The organism is Polaribacter sp., assembly GCF_049276715.1.
Taxonomy (GTDB): domain Bacteria; phylum Bacteroidota; class Bacteroidia; order Flavobacteriales; family Flavobacteriaceae; genus Polaribacter.
Genome location: NZ_JBASWY010000023.1, coordinates 1 through 26333, shown reverse-complemented (window position 1 = coordinate 26333; position 26333 = coordinate 1). Strand labels below are relative to the sequence as shown.

Genomic DNA, 26333 nt, shown 5'->3' with positions numbered 1-26333 from the left:
TGAGAAGTAACTATGAAAACAAATTTTAATGTCAATAATTTAGTTCGTGAGAACATCAAGAATATAATACCTTATTCTTCTGCAAGAGATGAATATAAGGACGCAACTTCAGACGATATGATTTTCTTGGATGCCAATGAAAATCCTTTTCAGAATGGTGTAAACAGATATCCAGATCCTCAGCAGAATTCCGTAAAAGAATTAGTATCAAAAATTAAAAATATTAACACAAAAAACATCCTTTTAGGTAATGGAAGTGATGAAGTTTTAGATTTAATTTTTAGAGCTTTTTGCGAACCTAAAGAAGACAATATCATCACATTACCACCAACATATGGAATGTATGCAGTTTTAGCAAACATCAATGCAATTGAAAATAAACAAGTTTTATTAAATGAAAATTTTCAGCCTAAAGTTGATGAAATTTTAAAAAGTGTAGATAAAAACACTAAAATCTTGTTTTTATGTTCTCCTAATAATCCTTCTGGAAATAGTTTTTCAACAGAAAAAGTAGAAGAATTATTGTTAAAGTTTAAAGGTTTAGTAATTATTGATGAAGCTTACATTGATTTCTCTGAAGCAAAAAGTTGGTTGGAAAGATTAGAAGAGTTTCCTAATTTGATCATCACTCAAACTTTGTCAAAAGCCTATGGTTTGGCAGGAATTCGTTTAGGTATTTGTTACGCATCGAAAGAGATAATTAGCATTTTAAATAGCATAAAACCTCCTTATAATGTAAACGAATTAACTCAAAAAAAAGCCATCGAAAGATTATTAAAAGAGGATGAAGTTCGAAACGAAATTCAAAAAATAATATCACAAAGAATATTTTTAATCAATGCATTAAGAGATATTAAATTCATTGAAAAAATATACCAAACAGATGCAAATTTTGTGTTGGTAAAAGTGGATGATGCAAACAATCGATATCAACAATTGATAGCAAAAGGAATTGTAATTAGAAACAGAACCACACAACCTTTATGTGAAAATTGTTTGCGTTTTACAGTGGGAACAGAAAAAGAAAACGAAAAATTAATTCAGGCCTTAAAAGAATTGAAATCATGAAAAAAGTACTTTTTATAGATAGAGATGGAACTTTAGTTTTAGAACCACCTATAGATTATCAATTAGATAGTTTAGAAAAGTTAGAATTTTATCCAAAGGTTTTCCAATATATGGCTAAAATTGCCTCAGAATTAGATTTTGAATTGGTAATGGTTACCAATCAAGATGGATTAGGTACTGATTCTTTTCCTGAAGATACATTTTGGCCTGCACAGAATAAAGTAATAAGTGCTTTTGAAAAAGAAGGCGTTGTTTTTTCAGAAATTGTAATTGATAAAACATTTCCCCACGAAAATGCACCAACCAGAAAACCAAGAACAGGTTTGTTAACCAAGTATTTTTCTAAGAAATATGATTTAGAAAATTCTTTTGTTTTGGGTGATCGAATTACAGACATGGAATTGGCTAAAAACTTGGGTGCAAAAGGTATTTATTTATCTGAAAATCCAGAATTAGGAGCTGATGAAATTGAAACTTCAAAACAAGAAATTTTTGATTGTATTGCATTAACATCCACAGATTGGTCAGAAATTTATGAGTTTTTAAAGTTGAAAGACAGAGTTGCAGAAATCACAAGAAATACGAACGAAACCAAAATTTACATCAAAATCAATTTGGATGGTTCAGGTAAAAATGATATTTCTACAGGTTTGCATTTTTTCGATCACATGTTAGATCAAATTGGAAGACATGGAAATATGGATTTAACCATAAAAGTTGAGGGCGATTTAGAGGTTGATGAACATCACACAATCGAAGATACCATGATTGCTTTTGGAGAACTGTTTCACAAAGCGTTAGGTAACAAATTGGGTATAGAAAGATATGGTTTTTGCTTACCCATGGATGATTGTTTGGCGCAAGTGGCTGTCGATTTTGGAGGAAGAAATTGGTTGGAATGGGATGCTGAATTTAAACGTGAAAAAATTGGTGATATGCCCACTGAAATGTTTTTTCATTTGTTTAAATCGTTTACAGATGGCGCAAAATGCAATTTGAATATTAAAGCTGAAGGAACAAACGAACATCATAAAATTGAAGGAATTTTTAAAGCTTTTGCAAAAGCGATGAAAATGGCTGTAAAAAGAGATGCAAATAAGATGTTTTTACCATCTACAAAGGGGATGTTGTAGAGAAGCCCATCCTAACCTTCCCAAAGGGAAGGAACTAATTACGGAATCGTTGCGAATAGAAAATATTCTGTAATTTTAGTAAAAGAAACTTAATTAAAAATGAAAAAAGAAATACTAAAAAATACAAGTATGAGTGAGCGTTCTTCCCCTTTGGGGAAGTTAGATGGGGCCTCGTCTTTAGTAATTATCGATTACGGAGCAGGAAACATCAAAAGCATACAGTTTGCTTTTAAACGGCTGGGAATTGAAGCAATTTTATCAAATAATATTGATGAAATAAAAGCAGCAGATAAAGTAATTTTTCCAGGAGTTGGTGAAGCTAGTTCTGCCATGAAAATGTTACAAGAAAGTGGTTTAGATAAGGTAATTCCAATTTTAAAACAACCTGTTTTAGGTATTTGCTTAGGAATGCAATTAATGTGCAATACTTCAGAAGAAGGAAACACAAAAGGCTTGGGGATTTTTAATGTGGCTGTAAAAAAGTTTTCTAAAAATGTAAAAGTTCCACAAATGGGTTGGAATGTTATTTCTGATTTGAAATCAGATTTATTTACAGGAATAAAAGAAAACGAGTTTATGTATTTAGTGCATAGTTTTTATGCTGAAAAATGTAATGATATGATTGCCAAAACAGATTATGAAATTGAATATGCATCTGCCTTGCAAAAAGATAATTTTTATGGAGTTCAATTTCATCCAGAAAAATCAGGAGTTGAAGGAAGTAAGATTTTACAAAACTTTATTAATATAAAAAGTTAAATATTAAATATTAAAAGTAAAAAAAAAGCTGTGAAAAATCAAATAATATTAAGAACTAAAAACTTTACTTTAGAATGTTGGAGGTTTTGTTTCAAAGTTCCTAAATCAAGAGAATATAATGCTTTTGTAAATCAATTAATAAGAAGTTCAAGTTCTGTAGGTGCTAATTATAGAGCTTCTCAAAGAGCAAAATCTACTGCGGATTTTATCAATAAATTAAAAATTGTTGAAGAGGAAGCCGATGAAAGTGTTTATTGGTTAGAAATATTTGAAGAAGTTATTCCTGAGCATAAAGAAGAAATTTTGAAATTAAAAAAAGAAGGTTCCGAATTATTAGCAATTATCGTGGCTTCTATAAATACAGCAAAAAGAAATCAAAAGAAAAAATAATAAAATTAAAATAATATTAGAAGTTTGATATAAAATATTAAAAGTTTAGATGTTTATCAATAATTTACTTTTTTACTTTTAATATTTAACTTCTTATATCTAATATATAAAATCAATGAGAATAATTCCAGCCATAGATATTATTGAAGGTAAATGTGTACGTTTAACGAAAGGCGATTATAGTACCAAAAAAATATACAATGAAAATCCGTTAGAAGTTGCTAAAGAATTTGAAGCTGCAGGCATTAAATATTTGCATGTTGTAGATTTAGATGGTGCAAAAGCGAGCGAGATTATCAATTATAAAATTTTAGAACAAATTGCATCAAAAACAAATTTAAAGATTGATTTTGGTGGTGGTTTAAAATCAGATAAAGATTTAGAGATCGCTTTTAATTCTGGCGCAAACCAAATTACTGGCGGAAGTATTGCTGTTAAAAATCAGGAGATTTTTGAAAGTTGGATTGCAAAATATGGTTCAGAAAAGATAATATTAGGAGCCGATTTTTATCCAGATACTACTGGTGGAAAAATTGCCACAAATGGTTGGCAAGAAGAAAGCAGTTTGGAGTTAATTCCTTTTATTGCTGATTATCAGCAAAAAGGAATTCAGTATGTAATTTGCACAGATATTTCTAAAGATGGTATGCTAGAAGGACCGAGTTTTGATATGTATCAACAAATTTTATCCGAAGTAAAAAACATACATTTAATTGCTTCTGGAGGAATTTCAACGTTTGATGAGTTACCAAAACTAGCAGCATTAGGCTGTGAAGGCGTGATTATTGGAAAAGCGATTTATGAAAATAAAATTAGCTTAAAACAGTTAGAAAAGTTCATAGTTGATGGTTTATAGTTAATGGTTTTTGGTTATTAACTTAACCAACAACCAACAACCAACAACCGACAACAACCAACCAACAACCAACAACTAAAAACCAAAACAAAATGTTAACAAAAAGAATAATACCTTGTTTAGATATTAAAAACGGAAGAACTGTAAAAGGTGTGAATTTCGTGAATTTAATTGATGCTGGAGATCCTGTGGTTTTGGCTAAACAATATGCAGATTTAGGTGCAGATGAATTAGTGTTTTTAGATATTTCTGCAACTTTAGAAGGCAGAAAAACAATGCATGATATGGTTTTACGAGTTGCAGAACAAGTAAATATTCCATTTACTGTTGGAGGAGGAATATCCTCAATTGAAGATGTAGATGATTTATTACATTGTGGTGCAGATAAAGTTTCTATCAATTCATCTGCAATTAAAAGACCTGAATTAATTAACGAGTTGGCTGAAAAATTTGGAAGTCAATGTGTTGTGGTTGCTATTGATGCAAAACAAATAAATGGAGAATGGTTTGTACATTTGGCAGGAGGAACCATTCCAACAGAATTGCATTTATTTGATTGGGCAAAAGAAGTAGAAAAACGTGGAGCAGGAGAAATTTTGTTTACTTCTATGAATAATGATGGTACAAAAGCTGGTTTTGCAAATGAAGCTTTGGCAAAATTATCAACGGAATTAAATATACCAATTATTGCTTCTGGTGGAGCAGGAACTGTACAACATTTTGTAGATACTTTTAAAATCGGAAAATCTGATGCGGCTTTGGCAGCGAGTGTTTTTCATTTTGGAGAAATTCCGATTTTAGAATTAAAAGAAGCTTTAAAAAAAGAAAATATTCCTATAAGAATATAATTTCAAAATAGTATACATGGAAGATTTAGAAATTATAGCATACGAAGACAAACATCAAAAACAGTTTAAAAACATCAATTTAGATTGGTTGCAAAAGTTTGAATTGTATGAAAAAGCAGATGATGAATTGTTAGATAATCCGAATGTATATATCGATAATGGAGCAACCATATTATTAGCACAAATAAATAATACAATAATTGGAACAATATGTTTGAATCCCATCAACAAAACATCTTACGAAATTTTAAAATTTGCTGTTGTAGATGGTTATAAAGGTTTAGGAATTGGCAGAAAGTTAATGCAAATTTGTATTGATGCGTGCAAAGAAAAAGGAGTGGAAACCATAATTTTGGAATCGAGTAGTAAATTGCAAAATGCGCTAATTATGTATAAAAAATTTGGTTTTCAGCACATAGAAATTAAAGATACGCACTTTATAACTGCGTATATAAAAATGGAATTAAAATTAAACTCATGAATATAGATTTTAATAAAAATAACGATGGTTTAGTGCCAGCAATTATTCAAGATGCAACCACAAAAAATGTGTTGATGTTGGGTTATATGAACGAAGAAGCTTTTGCTAAAACTAAAGAAACCAAATTAGTGACGTTTTTTAGCAGAACTAAAAATCGTTTGTGGACGAAAGGAGAGGAAAGTGGAAATGTTTTAAGTTTAGTCGACATAAAATTAGATTGTGATAATGATACTTTACTAATTCAAGTAAATCCAAAAGGACCAACGTGCCATAAAGGAACTGATACGTGTTGGGAAGAAGAAAATAATTCAAATTTTGGATTTTTATCAACTTTAGAAAACGTTATTGCTGAAAGAGTTGCCAATAAAGACACTCAAAAATCTTATGTGGCAAGTTTGTTTGATAAAGGCATCAATAAAATAGCTCAGAAAGTAGGTGAGGAGGCTGTAGAAACAGTTATTGAAGCAATGGATAACAATGATGAGTTGTTTTTATATGAATCTGCAGATTTGTTATTTCATTATTTAATGCTATTAAAAGCAAAAGGGTTTACCTTAAAAGATATTGAAGCAGAATTGATAAAAAGACAGAAATAATTCTCGACTGCGCTCGAACTGAACTATAGTTAGGAGTTTACCAAATCTAAAGTGACCAAATAATTAGCTTGTTTGGTCATTTAAGCTTTTATCAAGGCAAAGAAACTCTTCAAAACAATATTTAAAACATCAATTTTATAAAAAATAGATTTGTAATCTTACAATATTCTTTATATTTGAAACTAAAATTATGAGAATATGAAAAAATTATCAATACTTTTATTCAGTGCTATTTTATTTAGTTGCAGTAGTAGCGACTCTGAAACTCCTTTAATAGAAGCACCTAATATAACTTTTGACGTTAATGCAGCAATATTGCTTGCTCCAGGTTCAGATATTACCAGTTTAGTTACTTTTAATGGTCAGCCAGCAGCTACTTACACATCTACATTGGAATTAAATAGTATATTATCGGTTGGAAGACCAGGAGGTTTACTAGCCTCAGATGAGTTTATATATGATAATGTTGTTTTTAAAGATAATAATGGAGAAGAGGTAATTATTGATGAAAACACTTTAATAAGTAGTGATGGAAATTTAAAAATTACTGTTCCTGCAGGGAAACCAGCAGATTATTATGATGGTAATTATGATATAGACGTGTTTAATGTACAGGCTATAAAAACAAGTTCTACTGGCGATATTGATTATAAGTATGATTTATATGTTATTATTAAAAGAAATGGAACAGAATATGGTCCCTTTCTTATAGATCCAAAAATTAAAATTAGATCGTAACTAAATTTTTGCACAATTAAAAAAAAGGAATTTGTCTAACAAATTCCTTTTTTTATTTATAAATAATTCTTTAAAACTCATTCATTAGAATTACTTTTAAATTTGGGTATTTCGCTTTCAATTCTTTCTCTAAACCTATTACATGAGAAGCTCCAACCATAATTATTTTTTTTTTCAACTCACGTTTCTTTTTTAATTTTTTTATGATAATATCTTTTCAAAATAAACTCTAATAGAAACAATAATAAAAACAAAAACCTTGCAGTCATTGGCAAATAAAAAGCCAAAAAGCCTGCAATAGCCCAAATTAAAAAAGCATTCAATGCTCTTAACTTAAAATATTTTTCTAAAAGAGGCGTAATTCCTGTAAGGCCTTTTTCTTTTTTAGGAATATAACTATTTAGTAGATAATTAAAAAAGCCAATGGCAGATAAGTTAAAACAGTAAAAAGCAAAGGGGCCTTTATAACTAAAACCTTTTACATAAAACGCTGTAGAAAAGGGGAGAAGTACTATAAAAAATAATAGGCCAATGTTATACCATAAAATTCTATTGTTTATCGTTGATGCGTACTTTGTAATTCTCATATGTGCAATCCAATACAAAGCAGTTACCAAAAAACTGACTACTAAGCCAATAAAACTCGGAATTCTGTTAGATAATATTTCTAATGTATTTCCACTTTCTAATTCCTTATAGCTTGGTATTACAACTTCTAAAACTAGTAATGTCATTGCTATCGAAAAAACTGCGTCACTAAAGCTAATTACCCTGGCTTTATCAAAAGTTTCGTTTTCCATTTATGAAATCAATAATATCAAATATAAACATTTCTAAAGTTTGATTTAAATAAAAAATGAGGAGAATTTATTTAATAGTATTTTTGACAAGCTAAAATTTAATGGTTTGAAAAATTCAAAATTTATTATTATTGCGTCCTTTTTTTGCATTTATGTAATCTGGGGCTCTACTTATTTATTTAATAAAGTAGCAGTTACACAATTGGCTCCTTTTTTTCTAGCCTCCATACGTTTTTCGGTAGCTGGTGTTTTAATGATTTTTTTAGCAATCCTATTAAAACAACCTTTGCGTATATCTAAAAAGCAGTTTATGAATTCAATAATTGCCTCTTTTTTCTTTCTAATTTATGGCAATGGAGTTTTTGTTTGGGCATTAAAATATGTTGATAGTGGTTTTGGAGCACTAATAGCATCTACACAGCCTTTATTTGTATTATTGTTATTAAGATTGATAGATAGAAAACCTTTTCAGAAAAAATCGATTATAGGCGTTGTTTTAGGAATGTTTGGGATGTATTTATTAGTTAGTCAAAAAGAACTGATTACTTCTGAAGATACTTTATTAGGTATTTTTATGATGCTCACTTGTGTATTAAGCTGGAGTTATGGTAGTGTTTTTGTATCTAAAGCAGATTTACCCAAAAGCTTTATGGTTACAACAGGATACCAAATGTTGGTTGCTGGTTTTGTATTAGCTGTAGCAAGTTTAAGTATTTTTGAACCTTGGATTTCTCCATTAAATTGGACCAGTGAGGTACAAATATCTATGGTCCTATTAGTAGTTTTCGGAGGTATTATAGCCTTCACTGCTTTTAATTACCTTTTAAAAAATGTTTCTACAGAAAGAGTTTCGACATCTGCTTATGTAAATCCTGTTATCGCTATTTTTATGGGATGGTATTTTTTAGACGAAAAATTAACAACACAATCCATGATTGCCTCTATTGTTCTGCTTACAGGGGTTTATTTTATTACTTCTAGAAAAAGAAAATAATTTATTAAATATTGAAAATAAATTCTTTTTTTATTATTTCTGCTAATGTTAAAAAAAATATTTATATTTACCAAATAATTTAATTCATACCCCTATGGAACAACTTACGCTTACTGCTATTGAGCAGTCTGTACTAAATGTAGTACAACAAGAACACCTTACAAGTTTTGAGATTTTAAAGAAAGTTGAGAATGTAACTTTGATATTATCTTTGTATAATATTATTGATCAGCTTAACAGCAAAGGTGTTTTAAAAAGTTACATTAAGGAAAATAAGAAGTATCATTACGCTGCTGCTTAAAAAATTCCTTTACTTGTAATTAAATGTTGTTTAACTTGCTGTAAAACAGTAAGTAAGACAACGTTTTTTATTTAAATCATTTTTTGGCTTTGACTTTGTTCTTGATTTTGAGAAGAAGAATAAGATCTAATATCTACAGAAACATCCATTACACTTTTTCCAGAACCATAAATAACACCTTTAAGAGGTGGAACATCATAATAATCTCTACCATAAGAAATTACAATATGTTGGTTTTTTGGTATTTGATTGTTTGTTGGGTCAAAATCTACCCATCCAAAACCGGGTATAAAAACAGAAAACCATGCATGAGAAGCATCTGTACCCACTAACTTTTCTTTTCCTGGAGGAGGTAGCGTTTCTATATAACCACTTACATATTTTGCAGGCAAACCAACAGATCTAACACAAGCGATTGCAACCTGGGCAAAATCTTGGCAAACACCTTTCTTTGCTTTCATAACCTCTTCAATGGGTGTTGCAATTGTGCTAAATTGAGTATCAAATTTAAAGTCGGTAAAAATTCTTTTCATTAACTCATTAGCAGCCTCAAAAACAGAACGCTTTGGTTTAAAAGATTCATTTGCATACGCTCTAATATTAGTAGAAATATTATTTATTAAAACAGAATCTAACAAAAATTGTTTCGCTTCAATAACATCAGATTCTAATGAATTTAAACTTTTAAGAGCGTCTTCTAAAGTTAATTCTTTAGAAACTTTAAAATCAAAAATGTTTTTTTGCAGTTCATACATTCTTTCTACTTTGCTTCTTGCAGTAACAATTAATTCTTTGTGCTGCTTGTCTATAGAAAAATTAGTAGAAGTATTTCCATAAAAATCTAAATTATCATTTAAAGTTGAAGGTTTTGGAGTGATTTCTAGATGATATTCTAAAAGCTTTTGCCCTAAAAAATCTTTAGGTTTTAAAATGGCAATGTTATGACAATAGGTAACGTAATTATCATATTTATAGCTTGTTGTATGTATTATTGAAAAAATCACTTTAAGAAAAATAGTTTTGATTAACTAACTGAATTTGCTGGTCTGAATGATTGAAATAGGTGTCTGTTAAAGACATAGAAGTTCCATGTATTAAATCACTTAAAGAAGATAATAGTTTTTCTAAATTGGCTCTTGTGCAATCGTCTTTATTAACTTTTGTCAATTGAGTTGCATTCACACTTTCTATCATTTTACAAGCCTTTAATATAGTTTCTTGTGCTGCTGTTAAAGTCGAATCTTCATTTTTACTTGGTAATTTAAAAATATCTCTACGAATTCTATTTAATTGATATTTTAAAGATCTAGAATATGAATCGTCTAATAAAATTAAGCTTATCACATTTTCAATATTTAGAAAAGATTTAAAACTATATCTGTATATATTTAAACTTTCATGGCTATTTAATAAAGATTCTAGAATTTCATACTCAATATCTTCATCATAACTTATTGCTAATAAGGCTCTTGATTTATCTATACACATAATAGATTGCTCCATTTGCAAGCCTATAAAATAAAGTAACAGACCTTGATCTACCAAAATACTTTCTTCTATCAAACCAATAAATGCAATCAATTTTGTAATTACTGTATCTAATAAATTAAGAATTTTTTTAATGTCTTTATGATCTTTTTTATCAAAATCTTTCCAAATTTTCTGAAGCATATCATAAACACGCCACATGTCTTTAGACCATAAGTTTCTTAATGTATAATAAGAGTTGTTAAACGATTTTAAAGAATGTGCCAAACTGCCAATTTTAGTATCATCAAAAAGAACAATGGCAATTTCTTTTAATGGATCTTTTAATGCTTCTGCTTTATGATCTCCAGTAAAACCAGGAAAAATTGAAGTTAAATGTGTTACAGATTGATACAAAATATGCAAACTTTCTAAATCAGTACCACGTTTGTCTAATTCTGTATTAGACATTTGGTTTAGAACCATTCTAATATAACGTGCTGTTAGTAAGGTTCTTGCTAAATATCTGCCAGACCAAAAAAGATTTTCTGCTGTGTTACTTGGTAAATTACCAATACCAGCCATATTGTTAGACGTAGAATGGTGCCAATGATATCTTTGTCGTTTTTTAGAAATTTTACCCTCTGTATTTGTAATCCAAAAATCTTTACTTGTACCTCCTTTTTGGTTAGATACTCTCAATTCTTTTCTCTCTGCAGCAACTCTAACTAGGCCTCCAGGCATTACACTATATCCATTTTCTTTGGCCACTGAAAAGGTTCTACACATTACTTTTCTTGGCTCGAAATTTTCTTTTGTAAGATTTGGTGCAGTAGAAAAAGATATTTTTTCTTGAGCTACAAAACGATATGGTTTTGCTAAAATTTCATTTTTTAAAGCAGCTAATTCCTCTTTATTTAAAAATTCACAAAAATAAATATGTTTTCTGTCTGTAACATCTATTGGCTTTACAACAAAGTTTTTTAAATTTTCTAAAACGTGTTTGCGTTCTTTTTCTTGTCCACACCACCAAGAAGCTATTTGTGGTAATAGTAAATCTTCTTTTAAAAAGTATTTGCAAATAGAATTCATAAACGGAATTAATCCTGGGTTTTCTAAAACACCACTTCCAATAGGATTCATAATTGCTACATTTTGCTGTCTAACAACGTCTAACAAACCAGCAACGCCTAAGTAAGAATCTCCTCTAAATTCTAAAGGATCTGTAAAAACATCATCTACACGTCTGTAAATTACATCCACTTGAATTAATCCTTTTAAAGTTTTAATCCAAACTTTGCTGTTTCTCACTACTAAATCATTCCCTTTTACCAAAGGATAACCTAGAAACGAAGATAGGTAACTATGCTCAAAATAAGTTTCGTTATGTGGTCCTGGAGTTAAAATTACAATGGTTGGATTTTCTTTATGATTTGGAGCAGCATTTATTAATAGCTGATTAAAATCTTTAAAAAAGCCAAAAGGTTGTTTAACGTTTATTTGATTAAAAAAATCTGGAACAACATCTCTCATAGAAGATCTGTTTTCTAAAGCATATCCCATTCCAGAAGGCGCTTCTGTTCTATCGTTTACAACCCACATTCTTCCATCTGGACCTCTTGCCAAATCTGCAGAATGTATCAATAACTGTTTCGAAGTTTTATAGTGTATTTGGTGGCAAGGTCTTAAAAAACCGCGATGTGCAAAGATAATTTCGTGAGGAACAATTCCGTTTTTTATCAACTCTCGTTTACCATAAATATCTTTTAAAACAAAATTTAAAACTTCTGCACGTTGTTGCAAACCTTTTTCTAAAGTTTTCCATTCATTATTATCTAAAACAAACGGAATTATATTTAAGTTCCAAGGTCTTTGCAAACCATTAGGATCGTTATAAACATTATAGGTTACACCATTTTCTGAGAGTAACCAGTTTAAATTTTCTTGTTTTTTTGATAGTTCTTTGATGCCAAGTTGAGAAAAATTATGAAGTAATTTTTCCCAATTAGGATTAATTTTCATGTTCGATTTTAAAACCTCATCATAGTTTTCAAAATCTTTAAAATATGCATCAAAAAGTGTAGCAACAGCTATTTCCATGAAAGGGCTAATTATTTAAGGCGCAAATCTAATGTATTTGGATATTCTGGGTTCACTCGAACTTCTTTAAAACTGAATTTTTTTGAACTTTCTTGTTTTTCTATCGTTCTTTTTACACTTTCACCATTCGCAGAAACTAGGTCATTTTCATTATTTTCTTCTTCATTTTCTTCAGATGTAACTTCTCCTTGTGTATGTCCAAAATCCCAAAATCGATTAATTCTTCGAGATTCTGCTTCAAAACTATTAACAGGATAGGTTTCATAAGATCTTCCTCCTGGATGTGCCACAAAATAAGTACAGCCTCCAATAGAACGTTTATTCCAAGTATCTACAATATCAAAAGTAAGAGGTGTATCTACACCAATTGTTGGATGTAAAGCAGAATATGGGTTCCATGCTTTGTAACGAACTCCAGCCACATATTCTCCATGAGTGCCTGTACTTCTTAATTGAACTTTTACGCCATTACAAGTAAGAACATATCTTTCATTGGTAAAATTCGAAACTTTTACTTGCAATCTTTCTAAAGAAGAATCTACATATCTTGCAGTTCCACCACCTGTCATTTCTTCACCTAAAACATTCCAAGGTTCAATTCCTGCGCGCAATTCTAAATGAATATTGTTAATATCGACCATACCATATAAAGGAAAACGGAATTCAAAAAACGGATCAAACCAATCTTCTTTAAACTTATAACCAGCCTTATTCAATTGACTCACAATATCTTTAATATCTTCTCTAACAAAATGTTCTATTAAAAATTTATCGTGTAATTCTGTACCCCATCTTACTAAATTATGTTCGTAAGGTTTTTTCCAAAACCAAGAAACTAAAGTTCTTACCAATAAATTTTGCATCAAACTCATTTGTGCGTGAGGTGGCATATCAAATCCTCTTAATTCTAAAATTCCTAATCTTCCTGTAGATGAATCTGGCGAGTATAATTTATCGATACAAAACTCTGCTCTGTGCGTGTTTCCTGTTAAGTCTGTTAACAGATGACGAAATAATCTGTCTGTTAACCAAAAAGGAACATCGCCATCTTTAGGAATTTGGCTAAACGCAATTTCTAATTCATACAAACTATCATGTCTTGCTTCATCAACTCTTGGGGCTTGACTTGTTGGGCCAATAAAAGAGCCAGAGAATAAATAAGATAATCCAGGATGATGTTGCCAAAACGTCAATAAACTTCTTAGTAAACTTGGTTTGCGTAACAGCGGGCTATCTTTTGGAGAAATACCACCTAACGTAACGTGGTTTCCACCTCCAGTTCCTGTATGTTTACCATCGAGCATGAACTTTTCTGTACCTAATCTCGATTTTTTAGCTTCTTCATAAATGGTAAAAGTGGTGTTTTTTAACTGTTTCCAATTATGAGAAGGATGTACATTAACCTCGATAACTCCTGGATCTGGAGTTATTTTCATAGATTCTATTCTATTATCATGTGGTGCTCCATAACCTTCTAAAATAACAGGTATTTCTAATTCTTTGGCTGTGGCTTCTATAGAGGCTAGCAAATCTAAATAGTAAGCAACATCTTCTAATGGAGGTAAAAACAAATGTAATTTTCCATTTCTTACCTCAGAACAAATTGCGGTTCTTACAAAGTAATTAGGCATATTTGTTGGTGTCCCATTTTGTAAAAAGTCTTCATGTCTTTTAGAAACTAGTTGTCTAAAACTTGGCAAACGCTTCTTTTTAGAAAATAAATCGGGTTCGTAAATAGGAAACATCTCGTGCTCAGGTTTTGATTGCAAAGAATTTAAAGGCAAACGCAAACCTATAGGGGAGTTTCCTGGAGTTAAATAAATATGATTTCTTCTAAAGGTCCACTCACTACTAAACCATTTATCTTGGGTCTTATTTAAAGGCAATACATAACCAACAGCTTTAGAAGTTCCGTTTTCTAATATTTCTGCTATTTTCTTTTCAGCCAAAGAGCTGTCCTTATCTAAAGCAGGATTGTAATCAATAGGCATATTACCTTGCTCATACAAAAACAAAAAAGCATCTTCGTAAGTAGGTTTTATGTGGTTTGGATGAACACCCAAATAGTTAGTTAATTTTTCTAAAAATAAAATATCAGCATTTTCTGGAATGGTAGTTGGAGGTGCCAAAGCAGCTAATAAATCTGGATTAAACCATATTTTTCTTCCATCTTTTCGCCAACACAATTCTGTAGACCATCTTGGAAGTGGTTCTCCTGGATACCATTTTCCTTGTGCATGATGTAAAAATCCACCTTCAGAAAACTTTTCTAAAAATCGTTTCGATAAATCATCTGCCAATTTTCTTTTGTGTTCTCCATCTGCTGCTGTATTCCATTGAGCAGATTCCATATCATCTATAGAAACAAAAGTAGGTTCACCACCCATAGTTAAACGAACATCGTTTTTTTGAAGTTCCTTTTCAACTTTGTTCCCTAGTTTATCAATGGCTTTCCATTGCTCTTCTGTATAAGGTTTGGTAACTCTTGGCGATTCTAAAATTCGTGTTACAGAATTCTCGAATTCAAATTCAGTTTCACAAACATCAGAAAGTCCAAAAACAGGAGCAGCACTTTCAAAAGAAGGTGTACATGCTAATGGAATGTGACCTTCACCTGCTAATAAACCAGAAGTGGAGTCAAAGCCAATCCAACCTGCACCAGGAATATATACTTCTGCCCAAGCATGTAAATCTGTAAAATCTTCTGCAGGCCCAGAAGGCCCATCCAAAGATTGTTCATCAGACTTTAATTGTACTAAATATCCCGAAACAAAACGTGCTCCAAAACCTAAATGACGCAAGGTTTGCACAAACAACCATGCGTAATCTCTACAAGAACCATTTTTTTGACTCAATGTTTCTTCACAGGTTTGCACACCAGGTTCCATTCTGATGTTATAGTTTAAATATTCGTAAATTTTTCTATTGATATCAATCAAAAAATAAATGGTTTTTCTTGGAGTCATGTCAATAGTTTTGACAAAATCCATTAATAAATCATCTTTTTCTGTGATTTCTAAATAGGGTAGCAATTCTTTTTTTGTGGTTTCATTATATTCAAAAGGAAATTCTTCTGCAGCTTCTTCCACAAAAAAATCAAACGGATTGATGGTTTTTAAATCGGCTATAATTTCTACATCAATAGAAAGCTCTGTTGTTTTATCAGGGAAAACCACACGTGCTAAATAATTTCCAAAAGGATCTTGTTGCCAATTAAAAAAATGGTTTTCTGGTTTTATTTTTAAAGAATAAGATTCTATTGGAGTTCTGCTGTGAGGTGCTGGTCTTAATCTAAAAATATGAGGAGAAAGTTTTACAGAACGATCGTATTTATATTTAGTTTTGTGAGAAATTACAATTTTTAATGCCATTAGTGCTTTTTTAGTACTTAAATTTAATTGTAGGTGAAAATAATAAAATCGATACAATTTACTTTACAAATATCACAATTTTAAATTTAGTTATTGCTCATTATTGAATTTTTAATAAAAAATAACTTTTAATGCTAAAAAAGTATCTTTTTTGTCGAATCATCTAAAATAATTTAATTTTATTACTAAATAATGGCTATTAATTATATTTAATTTTATTAAATTTACCAAAAAAAGTACTCAATTTGAAAGCACCTACCAATTTACCAATTTTTTCATCTTATGAATTCGACTCTAGATTTTACGATGAAATTTTTACAAATAATAATGAAGTAAGACAAGTATATGAGACTTTATTTAATTTGTTTAGTGAATATTCTGTAAACGATTTTGTAAACCTTAATAATAAAGCAAAAGACGCTTTTTTTAATCAGGGAATTACATTTCAAGTTTATGGAGATAAAGAAACAAAAGAAAAGATTTTTCCTTTTGATTTGTTTCCAAGAATTATTGGTTATGAAGAATGGACAAAAATTGAAAAGGGAGCTTTGCAAAGAAGTAAGGCTTTAAATCTTTTTTTGTGGGATTTATATCACGATCAAAAAATAATAAAAGATAAAATTGTTCCTATAGATTTAATAGATTCTTCTGTTAATTTTTTAAAGCAGATGAAAGGTTTTAATCCTCCTGGAGGAATTTACAATCACGTTTCTGGTACAGATTTAATAAAACATTCAGATGGGAATCATTATGTTTTAGAAGACAATATTCGATGTCCTTCTGGCGTAAGTTACGTTGTGGGCAATAGAGCAGCATTAAAAAGAACTTTGTTTGGTGTTTTTAATCATTATCAATCTTACAACGTATCAGATTATGGACAAAATTTACTAGAAATTATAGAGTCTGTAAAACCGAAAGGAGTAGATATGCCAAAATGCGTGGTGTTAACACCAGGTGTTTACAATTCAGCGTATTATGAACATTCGTTTTTAGCCAAACAAATGGGAGTAGAGTTGGTAGAAGGTAGAGATTTGTTTATCGAAAACGACTTTGTGTACATGAAAACCATTAAAGGTCTAGAAAGGGTAGATGTTATTTACAGAAGGGTAGATGACGCCTTTATAGATCCTTTAGAGTTTAATAAAGATTCTTTATTAGGGGTTCCTGGTTTGTTTAAATGTTATATGAAAGGTAAAGTTTGCTTGGTAAATGCACCAGGAACTGGAGTTGCAGATGACAAAGCTGTTTATACGTATATGCCGCAAATTATCAAATATTATTTAGGTGAAGAGCCTATTTTAAATAATGTTCATACCTATCATTGTAGCAGACCAGATGAATTAAAATACGTTTTAGAAAATGTAGATAAATTAGTTGTAAAACCTGTTGATGAATCTGGTGGTTATGGAATTTCTATCGGAAATAAATTAACCAAAGAAGAAATAGAAAAAGTAAAAGAAACAATAAAAGCAAGCCCAAGAAAGTATATTGCACAGCCAATTATGTCGCTTTCTACACACGCCACTTATATAGAAGATGAAAATTCTTTTGAACCAAGACACGTAGATTTAAGAACCTTTACTTTATTGGGTAAAGACAAAGATTTCGTATTAAAAGGTGGTTTAACAAGAGTTGCATTAAAAAGAGGAAATTTAGTAGTAAACTCATCTCAAGGTGGTGGTTCTAAAGATACTTGGGTATTAAAAAAATAAAACAATTTTATGTTAGCAAGAGTAGCCAATAATTTATTTTGGATGGGACGTTATATAGAACGTTCAGAGCATATAGCAAGATATATGAATGTGAATTATTTCTCATCATTAGACGCACCTAATGAATTATCTCAATCTAGACAATTTGTTTTAAGATCGATGTTATTTGTTGCAGATGAAGAGGAATTAAAAGACATGAAAGAGTTGGATGAACAGAAAGTTTTGTTTGATATTGGTTTAAATCCAGAAAAGCAATTCTCAATTTTATCATCGATACAAAATGCGCAACAAAACGCAAACGGAGCTCGAGATTTAATCTCAACTGAATTATACGAATCTATAAATACATTAAATAGAACCGTTAAAAATTATCCTGCAAGTAAGTTTGTAAAAGATGGTTTGTTCGATTTTACAACTATGATCACAGCAAATGTGGCTTCGTTAAGAACTAAAATTAGAGGAACGCTATTGCATGATGAAGTGTATGCGATTATTATGTTGGGTATATACATAGAAAGAGCAAATCAAGTAATTCGTATTATCAACTCTAAATACAATGATGCACTTGTAGAAGAAGTAAACTCTGGAGTATCTGTTGATGACAGTTACGAATGGACTACCTTGTTAAAATGTGTAGAATCTTATGATATGATGCGCAGATATTACAGAAAAGTTCCTTCAACACGTACTGTTTTAGATTTCTTAATTCTAAATCCTGATTGTCCACGTTCTATAATGAATTCACTAAATAGCATTCAATATTACATTGGCTTTTTGTGCAAAGATGAAATTCCTCACAAACATTCCGCCGCTTTTTTAATTGGAAAATTAAAGTATGAACATCAATATAAAACCATTGAAGACGTTCAAGGAGATATAAAAACCTGTATCGAAAAATTAGTAGACGATTTATCTTTAGTAGGTGAAAAAATGGATAAAGATTACTTCAGTCTGTATTAAAAATAGCATCAACTTATATTCTTTTAAGTAAGTATTACTGATTATTTTAGTATTTTTGATGTTTAATTAGAACACAAAAAATGAGAAAATATAAAATAGCAGTTGTACAATTAAACTTAAATGATGTTGCCGAAAACAACCTAAAAAAGTGTTTGGCTTGGGTTCGCAAAGCAGCAGAAAAAGGGGCAGAGGTAATTAGCCTTCCAGAATTATACAGCAGTCATTATTTTTGTCAGAGCGAAGATGTTGCCAATTTTGCAATGGCAGAGCCCTTATATAGTACTTCTTTTATTGCGTTTAGTGAATTGGCAAAAGAATTAGGTGTGGTAATTATTGTGCCTTTCTTCGAAAAAAGAATGTCTGGCATCTATCATAACAGCGCTTATATTATAGATACAGATGGCACAGAAGCTGGTTTGTACAGAAAAATGCACATTCCAGATGATCCTCATTTTTACGAAAAATTCTACTTTACACCTGGAGATTTAGGTTTTAAAAACAACAAAACAAAAAAAGGAAATATTGGTACCCTAATATGTTGGGATCAATGGTATCCAGAAGCTGCAAGAATAACCGCTTTAAAAGGTGCAGATGTTTTATTTTACCCAACTGCAATTGGTTGGCATCCTCAAGAGAAAGAAGAATTTGGTGCAAACCAATATGGTGCTTGGATGAATGTAATGAAAGGACATGCAGTTGCCAATGGCGTGTATGTAGCTGCTGCAAACAGAATTGGCTTAGAGCAATACATCCCAAACACTGCAGGAATTCAGTTCTGGGGAGCCTCTTTTATAGCAGGTCCTCAAGGAGAAATACTTGCACAAGCTTCGCATGACAAAGAAGAAATTTTAATAGCAGAAGTAGATTTAGATTTGCAAGAAAATGTACGCCAAAATTGGCCGTTTTTTAGAGATCGAAGAATAGATGCCTTTGGTGAACTTACAAAAAGAGCAATAGATTAACATGAGAAGATTTCCAGCAGAATGGGAAAAACAAGAAGGTATTTTGTTGTGTTTCCCTCACAATGGCAATGATTGGCCAGGAAAATATGAAGCCATTCAATGGGCTTTTGTAGATTTTATTAAAAAAATTAGTACCTACGAAAAAGTTTTTTTAGTGGTGGCTTCTCAAAATTTAGAGACTAAAGTTTCTGGGATGCTTTCTTTAGCACATGTAGATCTTTCTAAAATAGCCTTTATTAGACAGAAAACCAACAGAAGTTGGATGAGAGATTCAGGACCTATTATTGTAAAAAATAATGGACAGAATGAAGCACTAAATTTTAACTTTAATGGCTGGGCGAAATATAAAAATTATCAACAAGATAAATTAGTTCCAGAAACCGTATCAAAATTTTTAAAAATTCCTTTAACACAAGTAATGTATAAAGGAAAACCTGTGGTTTTAGAAGGGGGTGCTTTAGAAGTAAATGGCAAAGGAACTTTGCTAACTACAGAAGAGTGTTTGTTAGATCCAAAAATTCAGGTAAGAAATAAAAATTATACCAAAGCAGATTACGAGGCTATTTTTAAAGAATATTTCGGAGTTACCAATGTAATTTGGTTAAAAGATGGAATTATAGGGGATGATACCCATGGACATATAGATGATTTATGCAGATTTACTAACGAAAACACCATTGTAACTGTGGTAGAAAATGATGAAAATAGTCCGAATTACAAACCACTTCAAGAGAATTTAACTATTTTAGAAAATGCGGTTTTAGAAGATGGTAAAAGCCCAAGGATTATTAGTTTACCAATGCCTAAAAAAATTGAGTTTGATGGTGTGAATCTACCTGCCAGTTATGCTAATTTTCTTATTTTAAATAAGTATGTTTTGGTGCCAACTTTTAATGATGTAAATGACAGTCTTGCTTTAAATAGTTTGGCAAAATGTTTTCCCAATAGAGAAGTTATTGGAATTTCTGCGATCGATTTAATTTGGGGTTTTGGAACCTTACATTGTTTAAGTCAGCAAATTCCTGAATAAATTAAGATTTTTTAATACTTTTTTGTCAGTTCGAGTGATTCCGAAGAATGAGGAATTGTATCGAGAACCGTTTATTAAAACAAATTATAATTAAAACATCTCGATACAATTTTGATGTGCCATCAAAATCACTCGATGTGACATCGTTAGGTTTAACCAAAATCACTCGATGTGACAAGCGTGTGTCAGTTCGAGTGCTTCCGATTTTTTTATCGGAAGTGTATCGAGAACCGGTTATTACAACATCTCAATAAAACATCTCGATACAATTTTGGTGACATCTCGATACAATTTTGATGTACCATCAAAATTACTCGATGTGACAAACAGTTAAGTTTTATTATAATTGTAAAAACACTCCAAAATGTCAGTTCGAGTGATTCCGAAGAATGAGGAATTGTATCGAGAACCGTTTATTAAAACAAATTATAATTAAAACATCTCGATACAATTTTGATGTACCATCAAAATCACTCGATGTTACAAAAAGTATCAAAAACTATCTGAAAACTCAGATTCTTCTAATTGTTATTGAATAATAGGCCCTAAAACCTCCCAAACATTTTTAGCCAATATTATATGCCCTTCTTTGGTAGGATGAATCCCATCAGACTGGTTTAAATTGGCAATGCCACCCACATTTTCTAATAAAAAAGGAACCAATACAATGGCATTTTTTTCTGCCAAATCAGGAAAAATATTTTTGAATTCAGCAGTATACTCTTGACCCATATTAGGTGGAATTTGCATGCCTGCCAAAACAATTTTTGTGTCTGGGTATTTCTTTTGAACAGCATTAATTATAAATTGCAAGTTGCTTTTGGTGGCTGATAAATTGACGCCTCGTAAACCATCATTGGCTCCCAATTCTAAAACAAAAATGTCTGGTTGTTCATTTAAAACCCAATCAATTCTATTTTTACCTCCAGCAGTGGTTTCTCCACTTATTCCAGAATTTACAACCCTATAATTTAATTGCAAACTGTCAATTTTATCTTGTATCAATCCTGGAAACGCATTTTCAACATCCTCTAAACCATAACCTGCAGTTAAACTATCACCAAAAAAAACAATCCTTTTTACTTTTGTTTTCTGCGAAGAATCAACTTCTATAGCATCTTGTACAATCGTGGCATTTTCCTTTTTAGGAGCATCACCTTTGCAAGAGATTAAAATAATCAATAGCGAAAAATAACATAATTTTAAGAAAATTGTTCGAGTTTGATTGCAGATATTCTTTGTTAAATGAGTATTTTTCAACATTAGCGTATTTTAGTAAAAATTAAATAAAATTGAATGTCAAAGATATTAAAGATTAATGATTTAGAGAAAACTTATACCAGTGGTTCTAAACAATTAACAGTAATTAGCAACATTTCTTTTGAAGTAGAAAAAGGAAGTATTTTTTCTATAGTGGGTCCTTCTGGAAGTGGAAAAACAACACTTTTGGGTTTGTGCGCAGGTTTAGATTACCCTACAAAAGGGACTATTGAATTATGTGGCACATCTTTACAAGATTTAAATGAAGACAAACGTGCTGAATTACGAAATAAAGAAGTAGGTTTTATCTTTCAGAATTTTCAATTGTTACCCACCTTAACAGCCCTAGAGAATGTAATTGTTCCTTTAGAATTGCAAGGCGATAAAAATGCTGCAAAATTCGGCATTGAGTTATTAACTAAAGTGGGTTTGGCAGATCGTTTGCATCATTATCCAACCCAATTGTCTGGTGGTGAGCAACAAAGAGTGGCTTTGGCTAGAGCATTTTCGAACAGACCTTCCATTTTATTTGCAGATGAACCTACAGGAAATTTAGACGAAGAAACAGGCGAAAAAGTAATTCAATTGCTTTTCGAATTGAACAAAGAAGCAGGTACTACTTTAATAATTATTACCCACGATTTAGAGTTGGCAAACAGAACCCAACAAATTTTAAGATTAAAAGGAGGGAAGGTTGTTTCTAACGAAAAAACAGCCCTAATTTCATGAGGAACTTACAAAACAAAGCAGGTTTTAATTGGCTTTTAAAAATGGCTTGGAGAGATGGAAAAGCAAGTCTGTCTAGACTCTTACTTTTTATGGCATCTATTATTTTAGGCATTGCTGCTGTGGTTTCTATTCAATTGTTTAGCAATAATTTAAAGCAGAACATCCAAAAGCAATCGAAATCTTTAATGGGTGCAGACTTTATCATCGATAGTCGAAAAATACCCTCAGAAAAAGTACAGAAAATAATCGATTCTTTAGGGCCAAATGCCTCTGAAGTAAACTTTGTTTCCATGGCTGCTTTCCCAAAAAACGGAAGCACAAAACTAGTAAAAGTAAGAGCTTTAGAAGGTAATTTTCCTTTTTATGGTAATTTAACAACAGCACCCAAAAATGCAGGAAGAAGCTATCAAGCTTTAGGTGGCGCTTTGGTAGATGCTACGTTGTTATTACAATTTAATTTAGCTGTAGGAGATTCTATCAAGTTGGGTAAAGTAACTTTTCCGATCATTGGTGCATTAAAATCGATTCCTGGAAGCACAGCAATTGCATCTTCAGTAGCACCTACTGTTTTAATTCCTTATCAATATTTAGAAAAAACGGAATTATTACAATTGGGTAGTAGAACCGAATATCAATATTTCTTCGAAGCTCCAGAAATGGATTTGGAATTGTTAGAAACAAAAATAGATCCTATTTTAGATGATGAAAATGCAGATTTAGATACCCATACAAGCACCAGTAGGAATTTAGGAAGACGTTATGACAATGTGGGTCGCTTTTTAAATTTAGTGGCTTTTATTGCGCTATTATTAGGGTGTATTGGTATTGCGAGTTCTGTGCATATTTACATTAAAGAGAAATTAAAAAACGTGGCCGTTTTAAAATGTTTGGGTGCTTCTAGAAAACAATCGTTTTTAATTTATTTAATTCAAATTATAGGCATTGGTTTGTTAGGAGGCATTATTGGTGCTGCCATTGGTACTGGCTTGCAATTTGCGTTTCCATATATTTTACAAGAGTTTTTACCTTTTACTGTAGATGTCTCCATATCTTTTTCACCTATTTTTATGGGGATTGTATTAGGCGTTTTAATGTCTGTGTTGTTTGCATTATTGCCTTTGTTAGGCACTTGGTATGTATCACCATTAGAAGTATTAAGAGGACAAGAAGAAAACTTGCAAAAACCGCGAAAAGCGAGAATATGGGTAGGCATTACAATTGTATTGTTTATCTTTTTATTCTCTTTTTGGATTTTAAAAAGTGCTACAAATGGCATCGTTTTTACCATCGGAATTTTCATCACGTTTGCAATTATGGCAGGTGTTGCAAGTTTATTTATTAAACTAATTAAAAAGTTTTTTCCAACTTCTTGGGGCTTTACAAGCAGACAAAGTTTATCTAATTTATTTCGCCCAAACAATCAAACTATGGTGTTGGTGTTGGCTATTGGTTTGGGTACTTTTTTAATTAGTACTCTGTATTTTACCAAAGATATTTTACTCTCAAAAACATCCATAGAAAATAAAAAGATAGATGCCAATATCATTTTAATGGATGTGCAAAGTACCCAAGAAAAAGCACTGGTAGAAAATTTTAAAAGCAAAGGTTTAGAAGTGATAGACAACATCCCCATTATTACCATGCGCATGGAGAAAATTCATGGAAAAACGGTGAACGAAATTCGAAATGATACCACGATTAAAATGCGCAAATGGATGTTGAATCGTGAGTTTCGAGTAACTTATAGAAGTGAATTATCTGAAACCGAAGAATTGTTAGAAGGGGAGTGGATTGGAAAAGTTGAAGCAGGCATAAGACCAGTGCCTATTTCCATTTCAGAAAGTATTGCCAGAGATGCCAATTTAAAAATAGGAGACAAGGTAGTATTTAACATTCAAGGTGTTGCCATGGAAACAAGTGTTGGAAGCATCAGAAAAGTAGATTGGAGTAGCATGCAAGTCAATTTTTTAATTCTATTTCCAGCAGGGGTTTTAGAAAATGCGCCTCAATTTAATGTAATTACCACATTTGCACCCAATGAAGAAAGCTCTGCAGATTTGCAAAGAGACTTGGTAAAAAACTTCCCAAATGTTACTATTTTAGATTTACGCCAAGTATTTACCATTGTAGAAGATATTTTAGACAAAGTCTCTTGGATTATTAATTTTATGGCCTTTTTTAGCATTCTTACAGGTTTTATTGTGTTGATTGGTTCTGTAAGAAATAGCAAATACCAGCGCATTAAAGAAAGTGTGTTGTTAAGAACTTTGGGGGCAAAAAGCAAACAGATTCTGCAAATTACGGCTTTGGAATATGTATATTTAGGTTTGTTAGGTAGTTTAGCAGGCATCTTATTATCTTTAGTAGGCGCACAATTATTAGCCACTTTGTTGTTTCAAGAACCTTTTATTCCTTCAGCCATTCCGTTTTTGGTTTTTCTACCAGCAATTACCCTTTTGGTAGTTCTCATTGGCTTGAGCAATTTAAAATCCGTTTTACAAAGTCCGCCTTTAGAAGTTTTAAGGAAAGAAGTGTAATTTTCTAAAATGATGACCTAAAATAATTAAAAATACATTGAATAAAAAAATAGTTGTATTTTATAAACTATTATACCTACTATTGCCAAATTATAAAATGTATTTCGAACTTTTTTTTGTTGCAGTGATTTTTTATAAGCTAAATGCCTATAGAATAAGCCAATTGGAAATAAAGAGTATCCAAAAACAGGTTCAATTTTAAAATATAATAATGATGTTGTTACTAATTTGTAACACTTTTATACAGAAATAAATACACAAACAGTCTTTAGAAGACAAAAGCAAATGGTTTGTATGGTAATGCTTTAGTATCGAACAAGCTTTTTTAAAAACTTAGCAATAAATTAAAATTAAATTAATAAATGAAATTCGCAATTTTATCAGCAAACCCAAATCTGTATTCCACACAACGATTAGTAGAGGCAGGCAAAAAAAAAGGGCATGAAATGGTGGTGATCGACCATACCAAATGCGATTTGGTGATCGAAAAAAAGAAACCTAGTGTAATTTATAAAGGGGAAGAATTAAAAGATATAGATGGTGTAATACCACGAATTGGAGCTTCTGTTACCTTTTATGGCACTGCTGTAGTGCGTCAGTTTGAAATGATGAAAATTTTTACCACTACAGAATCGCAAGCCTTGGTAAGATCGAGAGACAAATTAAGAAGTCTACAAATTTTATCGAGAGCAGGTTTAGGACTTCCTAAAACCGTTTTTAGCAATTACTCTAAAAATGTAGAAACTGTAATCAGTCACGTGGGTGGTGCGCCATTGGTAATTAAACTTTTAGAGGGCACCCAAGGTCTTGGCGTAGTTTTGGCAGACAATAAAAATTCTGCTGAATCTATTTTAGAGGCATTTAATGGCTTGCAAGCTCGTGTTATTGTGCAAGAATTTATAAAAGAAGCCAAAGGTGCAGACCTTCGTGCTTTTATTGTAGATGGAGTTGTTGTGGGTGCTATGAAAAGACAAGGGAAAGAAGGAGAATTTAGATCTAATTTACACAGAGGAGGTTCTGCAACTATTGTAGAACTTACAGACGAAGAAGAAAATGCCGCATTAAAAGCAGCCAAAGCCATGGGATTAGGCATTGCTGGGGTAGACATGTTGCAATCTGCAAGAGGTCCGTTAATTTTAGAAGTAAATTCTTCTCCTGGTTTAGAAGGCATAGAAAGTGCTACAGGCAAAGACATTGCAGGAAAAATTATTAAGTATTTAGAAAGAAATGCAGATCATTAA

At 31.2% G+C, this 26333-nt stretch carries 23 protein-coding genes; 18 read left to right on the top strand and 5 right to left on the bottom strand.

Translation table 11 applies throughout. The features are described 5' to 3' along the window. Nucleotides 1–12: 12 nt before the first annotated feature. The 9 genes from hisC to WAO74_RS06190 all read left to right on the top strand — a co-directional run bounded on the left by hisC (nucleotide 13) and on the right by WAO74_RS06190 (nucleotide 6869). On the top strand, nucleotides 13–1068 hold the full coding sequence (gene hisC, locus WAO74_RS06230) for a histidinol-phosphate transaminase (RefSeq protein WP_422160458.1): 1056 nt from the start codon (nucleotides 13–15) through the stop codon (nucleotides 1066–1068). Further along, nucleotides 1065–2201 (top strand): bifunctional histidinol-phosphatase/imidazoleglycerol-phosphate dehydratase HisB, encoded by a 1137-nt coding sequence (gene hisB, locus WAO74_RS06225; protein WP_422160457.1) that lies wholly within the window; start codon nucleotides 1065–1067, stop codon nucleotides 2199–2201. The genes hisC and hisB overlap by 4 nt, the downstream gene beginning before the upstream one ends. 129 nt (nucleotides 2202–2330) lie before the next feature. Next, complete coding sequence (gene hisH, locus WAO74_RS06220) at nucleotides 2331–2960, top strand: imidazole glycerol phosphate synthase subunit HisH (protein WP_422160539.1); 630 nt, start codon at nucleotides 2331–2333, stop codon at nucleotides 2958–2960. Between the two features lie 30 nt (nucleotides 2961–2990). Further along, nucleotides 2991–3350 (top strand): four helix bundle protein, encoded by a 360-nt coding sequence (locus WAO74_RS06215; RefSeq protein WP_422160455.1) that lies wholly within the window; start codon nucleotides 2991–2993, stop codon nucleotides 3348–3350. 115 nt (nucleotides 3351–3465) lie between these two features. Then, the gene (gene hisA, locus WAO74_RS06210; protein WP_422160453.1) at nucleotides 3466–4206 is read left to right on the top strand and encodes a 1-(5-phosphoribosyl)-5-[(5-phosphoribosylamino)methylideneamino]imidazole-4-carboxamide isomerase; all 741 of its coding nucleotides are present in this window, start codon (nucleotides 3466–3468) and stop codon (nucleotides 4204–4206) included. 92 nt (nucleotides 4207–4298) lie between these two features. Next, nucleotides 4299–5054 (top strand): imidazole glycerol phosphate synthase subunit HisF, encoded by a 756-nt coding sequence (gene hisF / locus WAO74_RS06205; RefSeq protein WP_422160451.1) that lies wholly within the window; start codon nucleotides 4299–4301, stop codon nucleotides 5052–5054. 16 nt (nucleotides 5055–5070) lie between these two features. After that, complete coding sequence (locus WAO74_RS06200; RefSeq protein ID WP_422160450.1) at nucleotides 5071–5535, top strand: GNAT family N-acetyltransferase; 465 nt, start codon at nucleotides 5071–5073, stop codon at nucleotides 5533–5535. Further along, nucleotides 5532–6131, top strand: coding sequence for a bifunctional phosphoribosyl-AMP cyclohydrolase/phosphoribosyl-ATP diphosphatase HisIE (gene hisIE / locus WAO74_RS06195; protein WP_422160448.1), 600 nt, complete (start codon nucleotides 5532–5534; stop codon nucleotides 6129–6131). Before WAO74_RS06200 ends, hisIE begins: the two co-directional genes overlap by 4 nt. 198 nt (nucleotides 6132–6329) lie before the next feature. Further along, nucleotides 6330–6869, top strand: a complete 540-nt coding sequence (locus tag WAO74_RS06190; protein ID WP_422160447.1) for a hypothetical protein — start codon at nucleotides 6330–6332, stop codon at nucleotides 6867–6869. 179 nt (nucleotides 6870–7048) lie between these two features. Here WAO74_RS06190 and WAO74_RS06185 read toward each other — a convergent pair whose 3' ends face one another. Next, a complete protein-coding gene (locus WAO74_RS06185; RefSeq protein ID WP_422160446.1) occupies nucleotides 7049–7669 on the bottom strand; it encodes a TMEM175 family protein in 621 nt (206 codons plus the stop codon). Nucleotides 7670–7775: 106 nt separating this feature from the next. Here WAO74_RS06185 and WAO74_RS06180 point away from each other — a divergent pair, with 106 nt between their 5' ends. Together WAO74_RS06180 and WAO74_RS06175 are read left to right on the top strand one after the other, a co-directional pair. Then, a complete protein-coding gene (locus WAO74_RS06180) occupies nucleotides 7776–8663 on the top strand; it encodes an EamA family transporter (RefSeq protein WP_422160444.1) in 888 nt (295 codons plus the stop codon). A 94-nt stretch (nucleotides 8664–8757) separates the two neighbouring features. Then, nucleotides 8758–8964: a hypothetical protein gene (locus tag WAO74_RS06175; protein WP_422160443.1), complete on the top strand. Its 207-nt coding sequence runs from the start codon at nucleotides 8758–8760 to the stop codon at nucleotides 8962–8964. Between the two features lie 71 nt (nucleotides 8965–9035). Here the strand turns inward: WAO74_RS06175 and WAO74_RS06170 are convergent, their stop codons facing one another. The 3 genes from WAO74_RS06170 to WAO74_RS06160 are packed head-to-tail and all read right to left on the bottom strand — an operon-like array spanning nucleotide 9036 to nucleotide 15902. After that, complete coding sequence (locus WAO74_RS06170) at nucleotides 9036–9968, bottom strand: transglutaminase family protein (protein WP_422160441.1); 933 nt, start codon at nucleotides 9966–9968, stop codon at nucleotides 9036–9038. 1 nt (nucleotide 9969) lies between these two features. Next, entirely contained in the window at nucleotides 9970–12531 is a 2562-nt protein-coding gene (locus tag WAO74_RS06165; RefSeq protein WP_422160439.1) for a circularly permuted type 2 ATP-grasp protein, read from the bottom strand. Nucleotides 12532–12542: 11 nt separating this feature from the next. Continuing rightward, on the bottom strand, nucleotides 12543–15902 hold the full coding sequence (locus WAO74_RS06160) for a DUF2126 domain-containing protein (protein ID WP_422160437.1): 3360 nt from the start codon (nucleotides 15900–15902) through the stop codon (nucleotides 12543–12545). Nucleotides 15903–16147: 245 nt separating this feature from the next. Between WAO74_RS06160 and WAO74_RS06155 the strand changes: the two genes are divergently transcribed. From WAO74_RS06155 to WAO74_RS06140, 4 genes are all read left to right on the top strand, one after another. Further along, nucleotides 16148–17614, top strand: a complete 1467-nt coding sequence (locus tag WAO74_RS06155; RefSeq protein WP_422160435.1) for a circularly permuted type 2 ATP-grasp protein — start codon at nucleotides 16148–16150, stop codon at nucleotides 17612–17614. A 9-nt stretch (nucleotides 17615–17623) separates the two neighbouring features. Beyond that, on the top strand, nucleotides 17624–18574 hold the full coding sequence (locus tag WAO74_RS06150) for an alpha-E domain-containing protein (RefSeq protein WP_422160434.1): 951 nt from the start codon (nucleotides 17624–17626) through the stop codon (nucleotides 18572–18574). An 80-nt stretch (nucleotides 18575–18654) separates the two neighbouring features. Further along, on the top strand, nucleotides 18655–19536 hold the full coding sequence (locus WAO74_RS06145; protein ID WP_422160432.1) for a carbon-nitrogen hydrolase: 882 nt from the start codon (nucleotides 18655–18657) through the stop codon (nucleotides 19534–19536). A gap of 1 nt (nucleotide 19537) precedes the next feature. Next, the gene (locus tag WAO74_RS06140) at nucleotides 19538–20566 is read left to right on the top strand and encodes an agmatine deiminase family protein (protein WP_422160430.1); all 1029 of its coding nucleotides are present in this window, start codon (nucleotides 19538–19540) and stop codon (nucleotides 20564–20566) included. A gap of 528 nt (nucleotides 20567–21094) precedes the next feature. Here WAO74_RS06140 and WAO74_RS06135 read toward each other — a convergent pair. After that, a complete protein-coding gene (locus WAO74_RS06135; protein WP_422160429.1) occupies nucleotides 21095–21748 on the bottom strand; it encodes an arylesterase in 654 nt (217 codons plus the stop codon). A gap of 114 nt (nucleotides 21749–21862) precedes the next feature. On the opposite strand from WAO74_RS06135, the gene WAO74_RS06130 reads away from it, so the two are divergent. The 3 genes from WAO74_RS06130 to rimK all read left to right on the top strand — a co-directional run bounded on the left by WAO74_RS06130 (nucleotide 21863) and on the right by rimK (nucleotide 26333). After that, nucleotides 21863–22555 carry an ABC transporter ATP-binding protein gene (locus tag WAO74_RS06130; protein WP_422160427.1) on the top strand — a complete coding sequence of 231 codons (693 nt, stop codon included), beginning with the start codon at nucleotides 21863–21865 and terminating at the stop codon, nucleotides 22553–22555. 41 nt (nucleotides 22556–22596) lie between these two features. Continuing rightward, nucleotides 22597–25092 carry an ABC transporter permease gene (locus WAO74_RS06125; protein ID WP_422160537.1) on the top strand — a complete coding sequence of 832 codons (2496 nt, stop codon included), beginning with the start codon at nucleotides 22597–22599 and terminating at the stop codon, nucleotides 25090–25092. A gap of 362 nt (nucleotides 25093–25454) precedes the next feature. Continuing rightward, nucleotides 25455–26333 carry a 30S ribosomal protein S6--L-glutamate ligase gene (rimK, locus tag WAO74_RS06120; protein WP_422160425.1) on the top strand — a complete coding sequence of 293 codons (879 nt, stop codon included), beginning with the start codon at nucleotides 25455–25457 and terminating at the stop codon, nucleotides 26331–26333.

What these genes read in the sequence shown, in the direction of transcription:
- hisC (WP_422160458.1), top strand. Translation starts at nt 13, where the DNA reads ATGAAAACAAATTTTAATGTCAATAATTTAGTTCGTGAGAACATCAAG.
- hisB (WP_422160457.1), top strand. Translation starts at nt 1,065, where the DNA reads ATGAAAAAAGTACTTTTTATAGATAGAGATGGAACTTTAGTTTTAGAA.
- hisH (WP_422160539.1), top strand. Translation starts at nt 2,331, where the DNA reads ATGAGTGAGCGTTCTTCCCCTTTGGGGAAGTTAGATGGGGCCTCGTCT.
- hisA (WP_422160453.1), top strand. Translation starts at nt 3,466, where the DNA reads ATGAGAATAATTCCAGCCATAGATATTATTGAAGGTAAATGTGTACGT.
- hisF (WP_422160451.1), top strand. Translation starts at nt 4,299, where the DNA reads ATGTTAACAAAAAGAATAATACCTTGTTTAGATATTAAAAACGGAAGA.
- WAO74_RS06200 (WP_422160450.1), top strand. Translation starts at nt 5,071, where the DNA reads ATGGAAGATTTAGAAATTATAGCATACGAAGACAAACATCAAAAACAG.
- hisIE (WP_422160448.1), top strand. Translation starts at nt 5,532, where the DNA reads ATGAATATAGATTTTAATAAAAATAACGATGGTTTAGTGCCAGCAATT.
- WAO74_RS06190 (WP_422160447.1), top strand. Translation starts at nt 6,330, where the DNA reads ATGAAAAAATTATCAATACTTTTATTCAGTGCTATTTTATTTAGTTGC.
- WAO74_RS06185 (WP_422160446.1), bottom strand. Translation starts at nt 7,669, where the DNA reads ATGGAAAACGAAACTTTTGATAAAGCCAGGGTAATTAGCTTTAGTGAC.
- WAO74_RS06175 (WP_422160443.1), top strand. Translation starts at nt 8,758, where the DNA reads ATGGAACAACTTACGCTTACTGCTATTGAGCAGTCTGTACTAAATGTA.
- WAO74_RS06165 (WP_422160439.1), bottom strand. Translation starts at nt 12,531, where the DNA reads ATGGAAATAGCTGTTGCTACACTTTTTGATGCATATTTTAAAGATTTT.
- WAO74_RS06160 (WP_422160437.1), bottom strand. Translation starts at nt 15,902, where the DNA reads ATGGCATTAAAAATTGTAATTTCTCACAAAACTAAATATAAATACGAT.
- WAO74_RS06150 (WP_422160434.1), top strand. Translation starts at nt 17,624, where the DNA reads ATGTTAGCAAGAGTAGCCAATAATTTATTTTGGATGGGACGTTATATA.
- WAO74_RS06145 (WP_422160432.1), top strand. Translation starts at nt 18,655, where the DNA reads ATGAGAAAATATAAAATAGCAGTTGTACAATTAAACTTAAATGATGTT.
- WAO74_RS06140 (WP_422160430.1), top strand. Translation starts at nt 19,538, where the DNA reads ATGAGAAGATTTCCAGCAGAATGGGAAAAACAAGAAGGTATTTTGTTG.
- WAO74_RS06130 (WP_422160427.1), top strand. Translation starts at nt 21,863, where the DNA reads ATGTCAAAGATATTAAAGATTAATGATTTAGAGAAAACTTATACCAGT.
- WAO74_RS06125 (WP_422160537.1), top strand. Translation starts at nt 22,597, where the DNA reads ATGGCTTGGAGAGATGGAAAAGCAAGTCTGTCTAGACTCTTACTTTTT.
- rimK (WP_422160425.1), top strand. Translation starts at nt 25,455, where the DNA reads ATGAAATTCGCAATTTTATCAGCAAACCCAAATCTGTATTCCACACAA.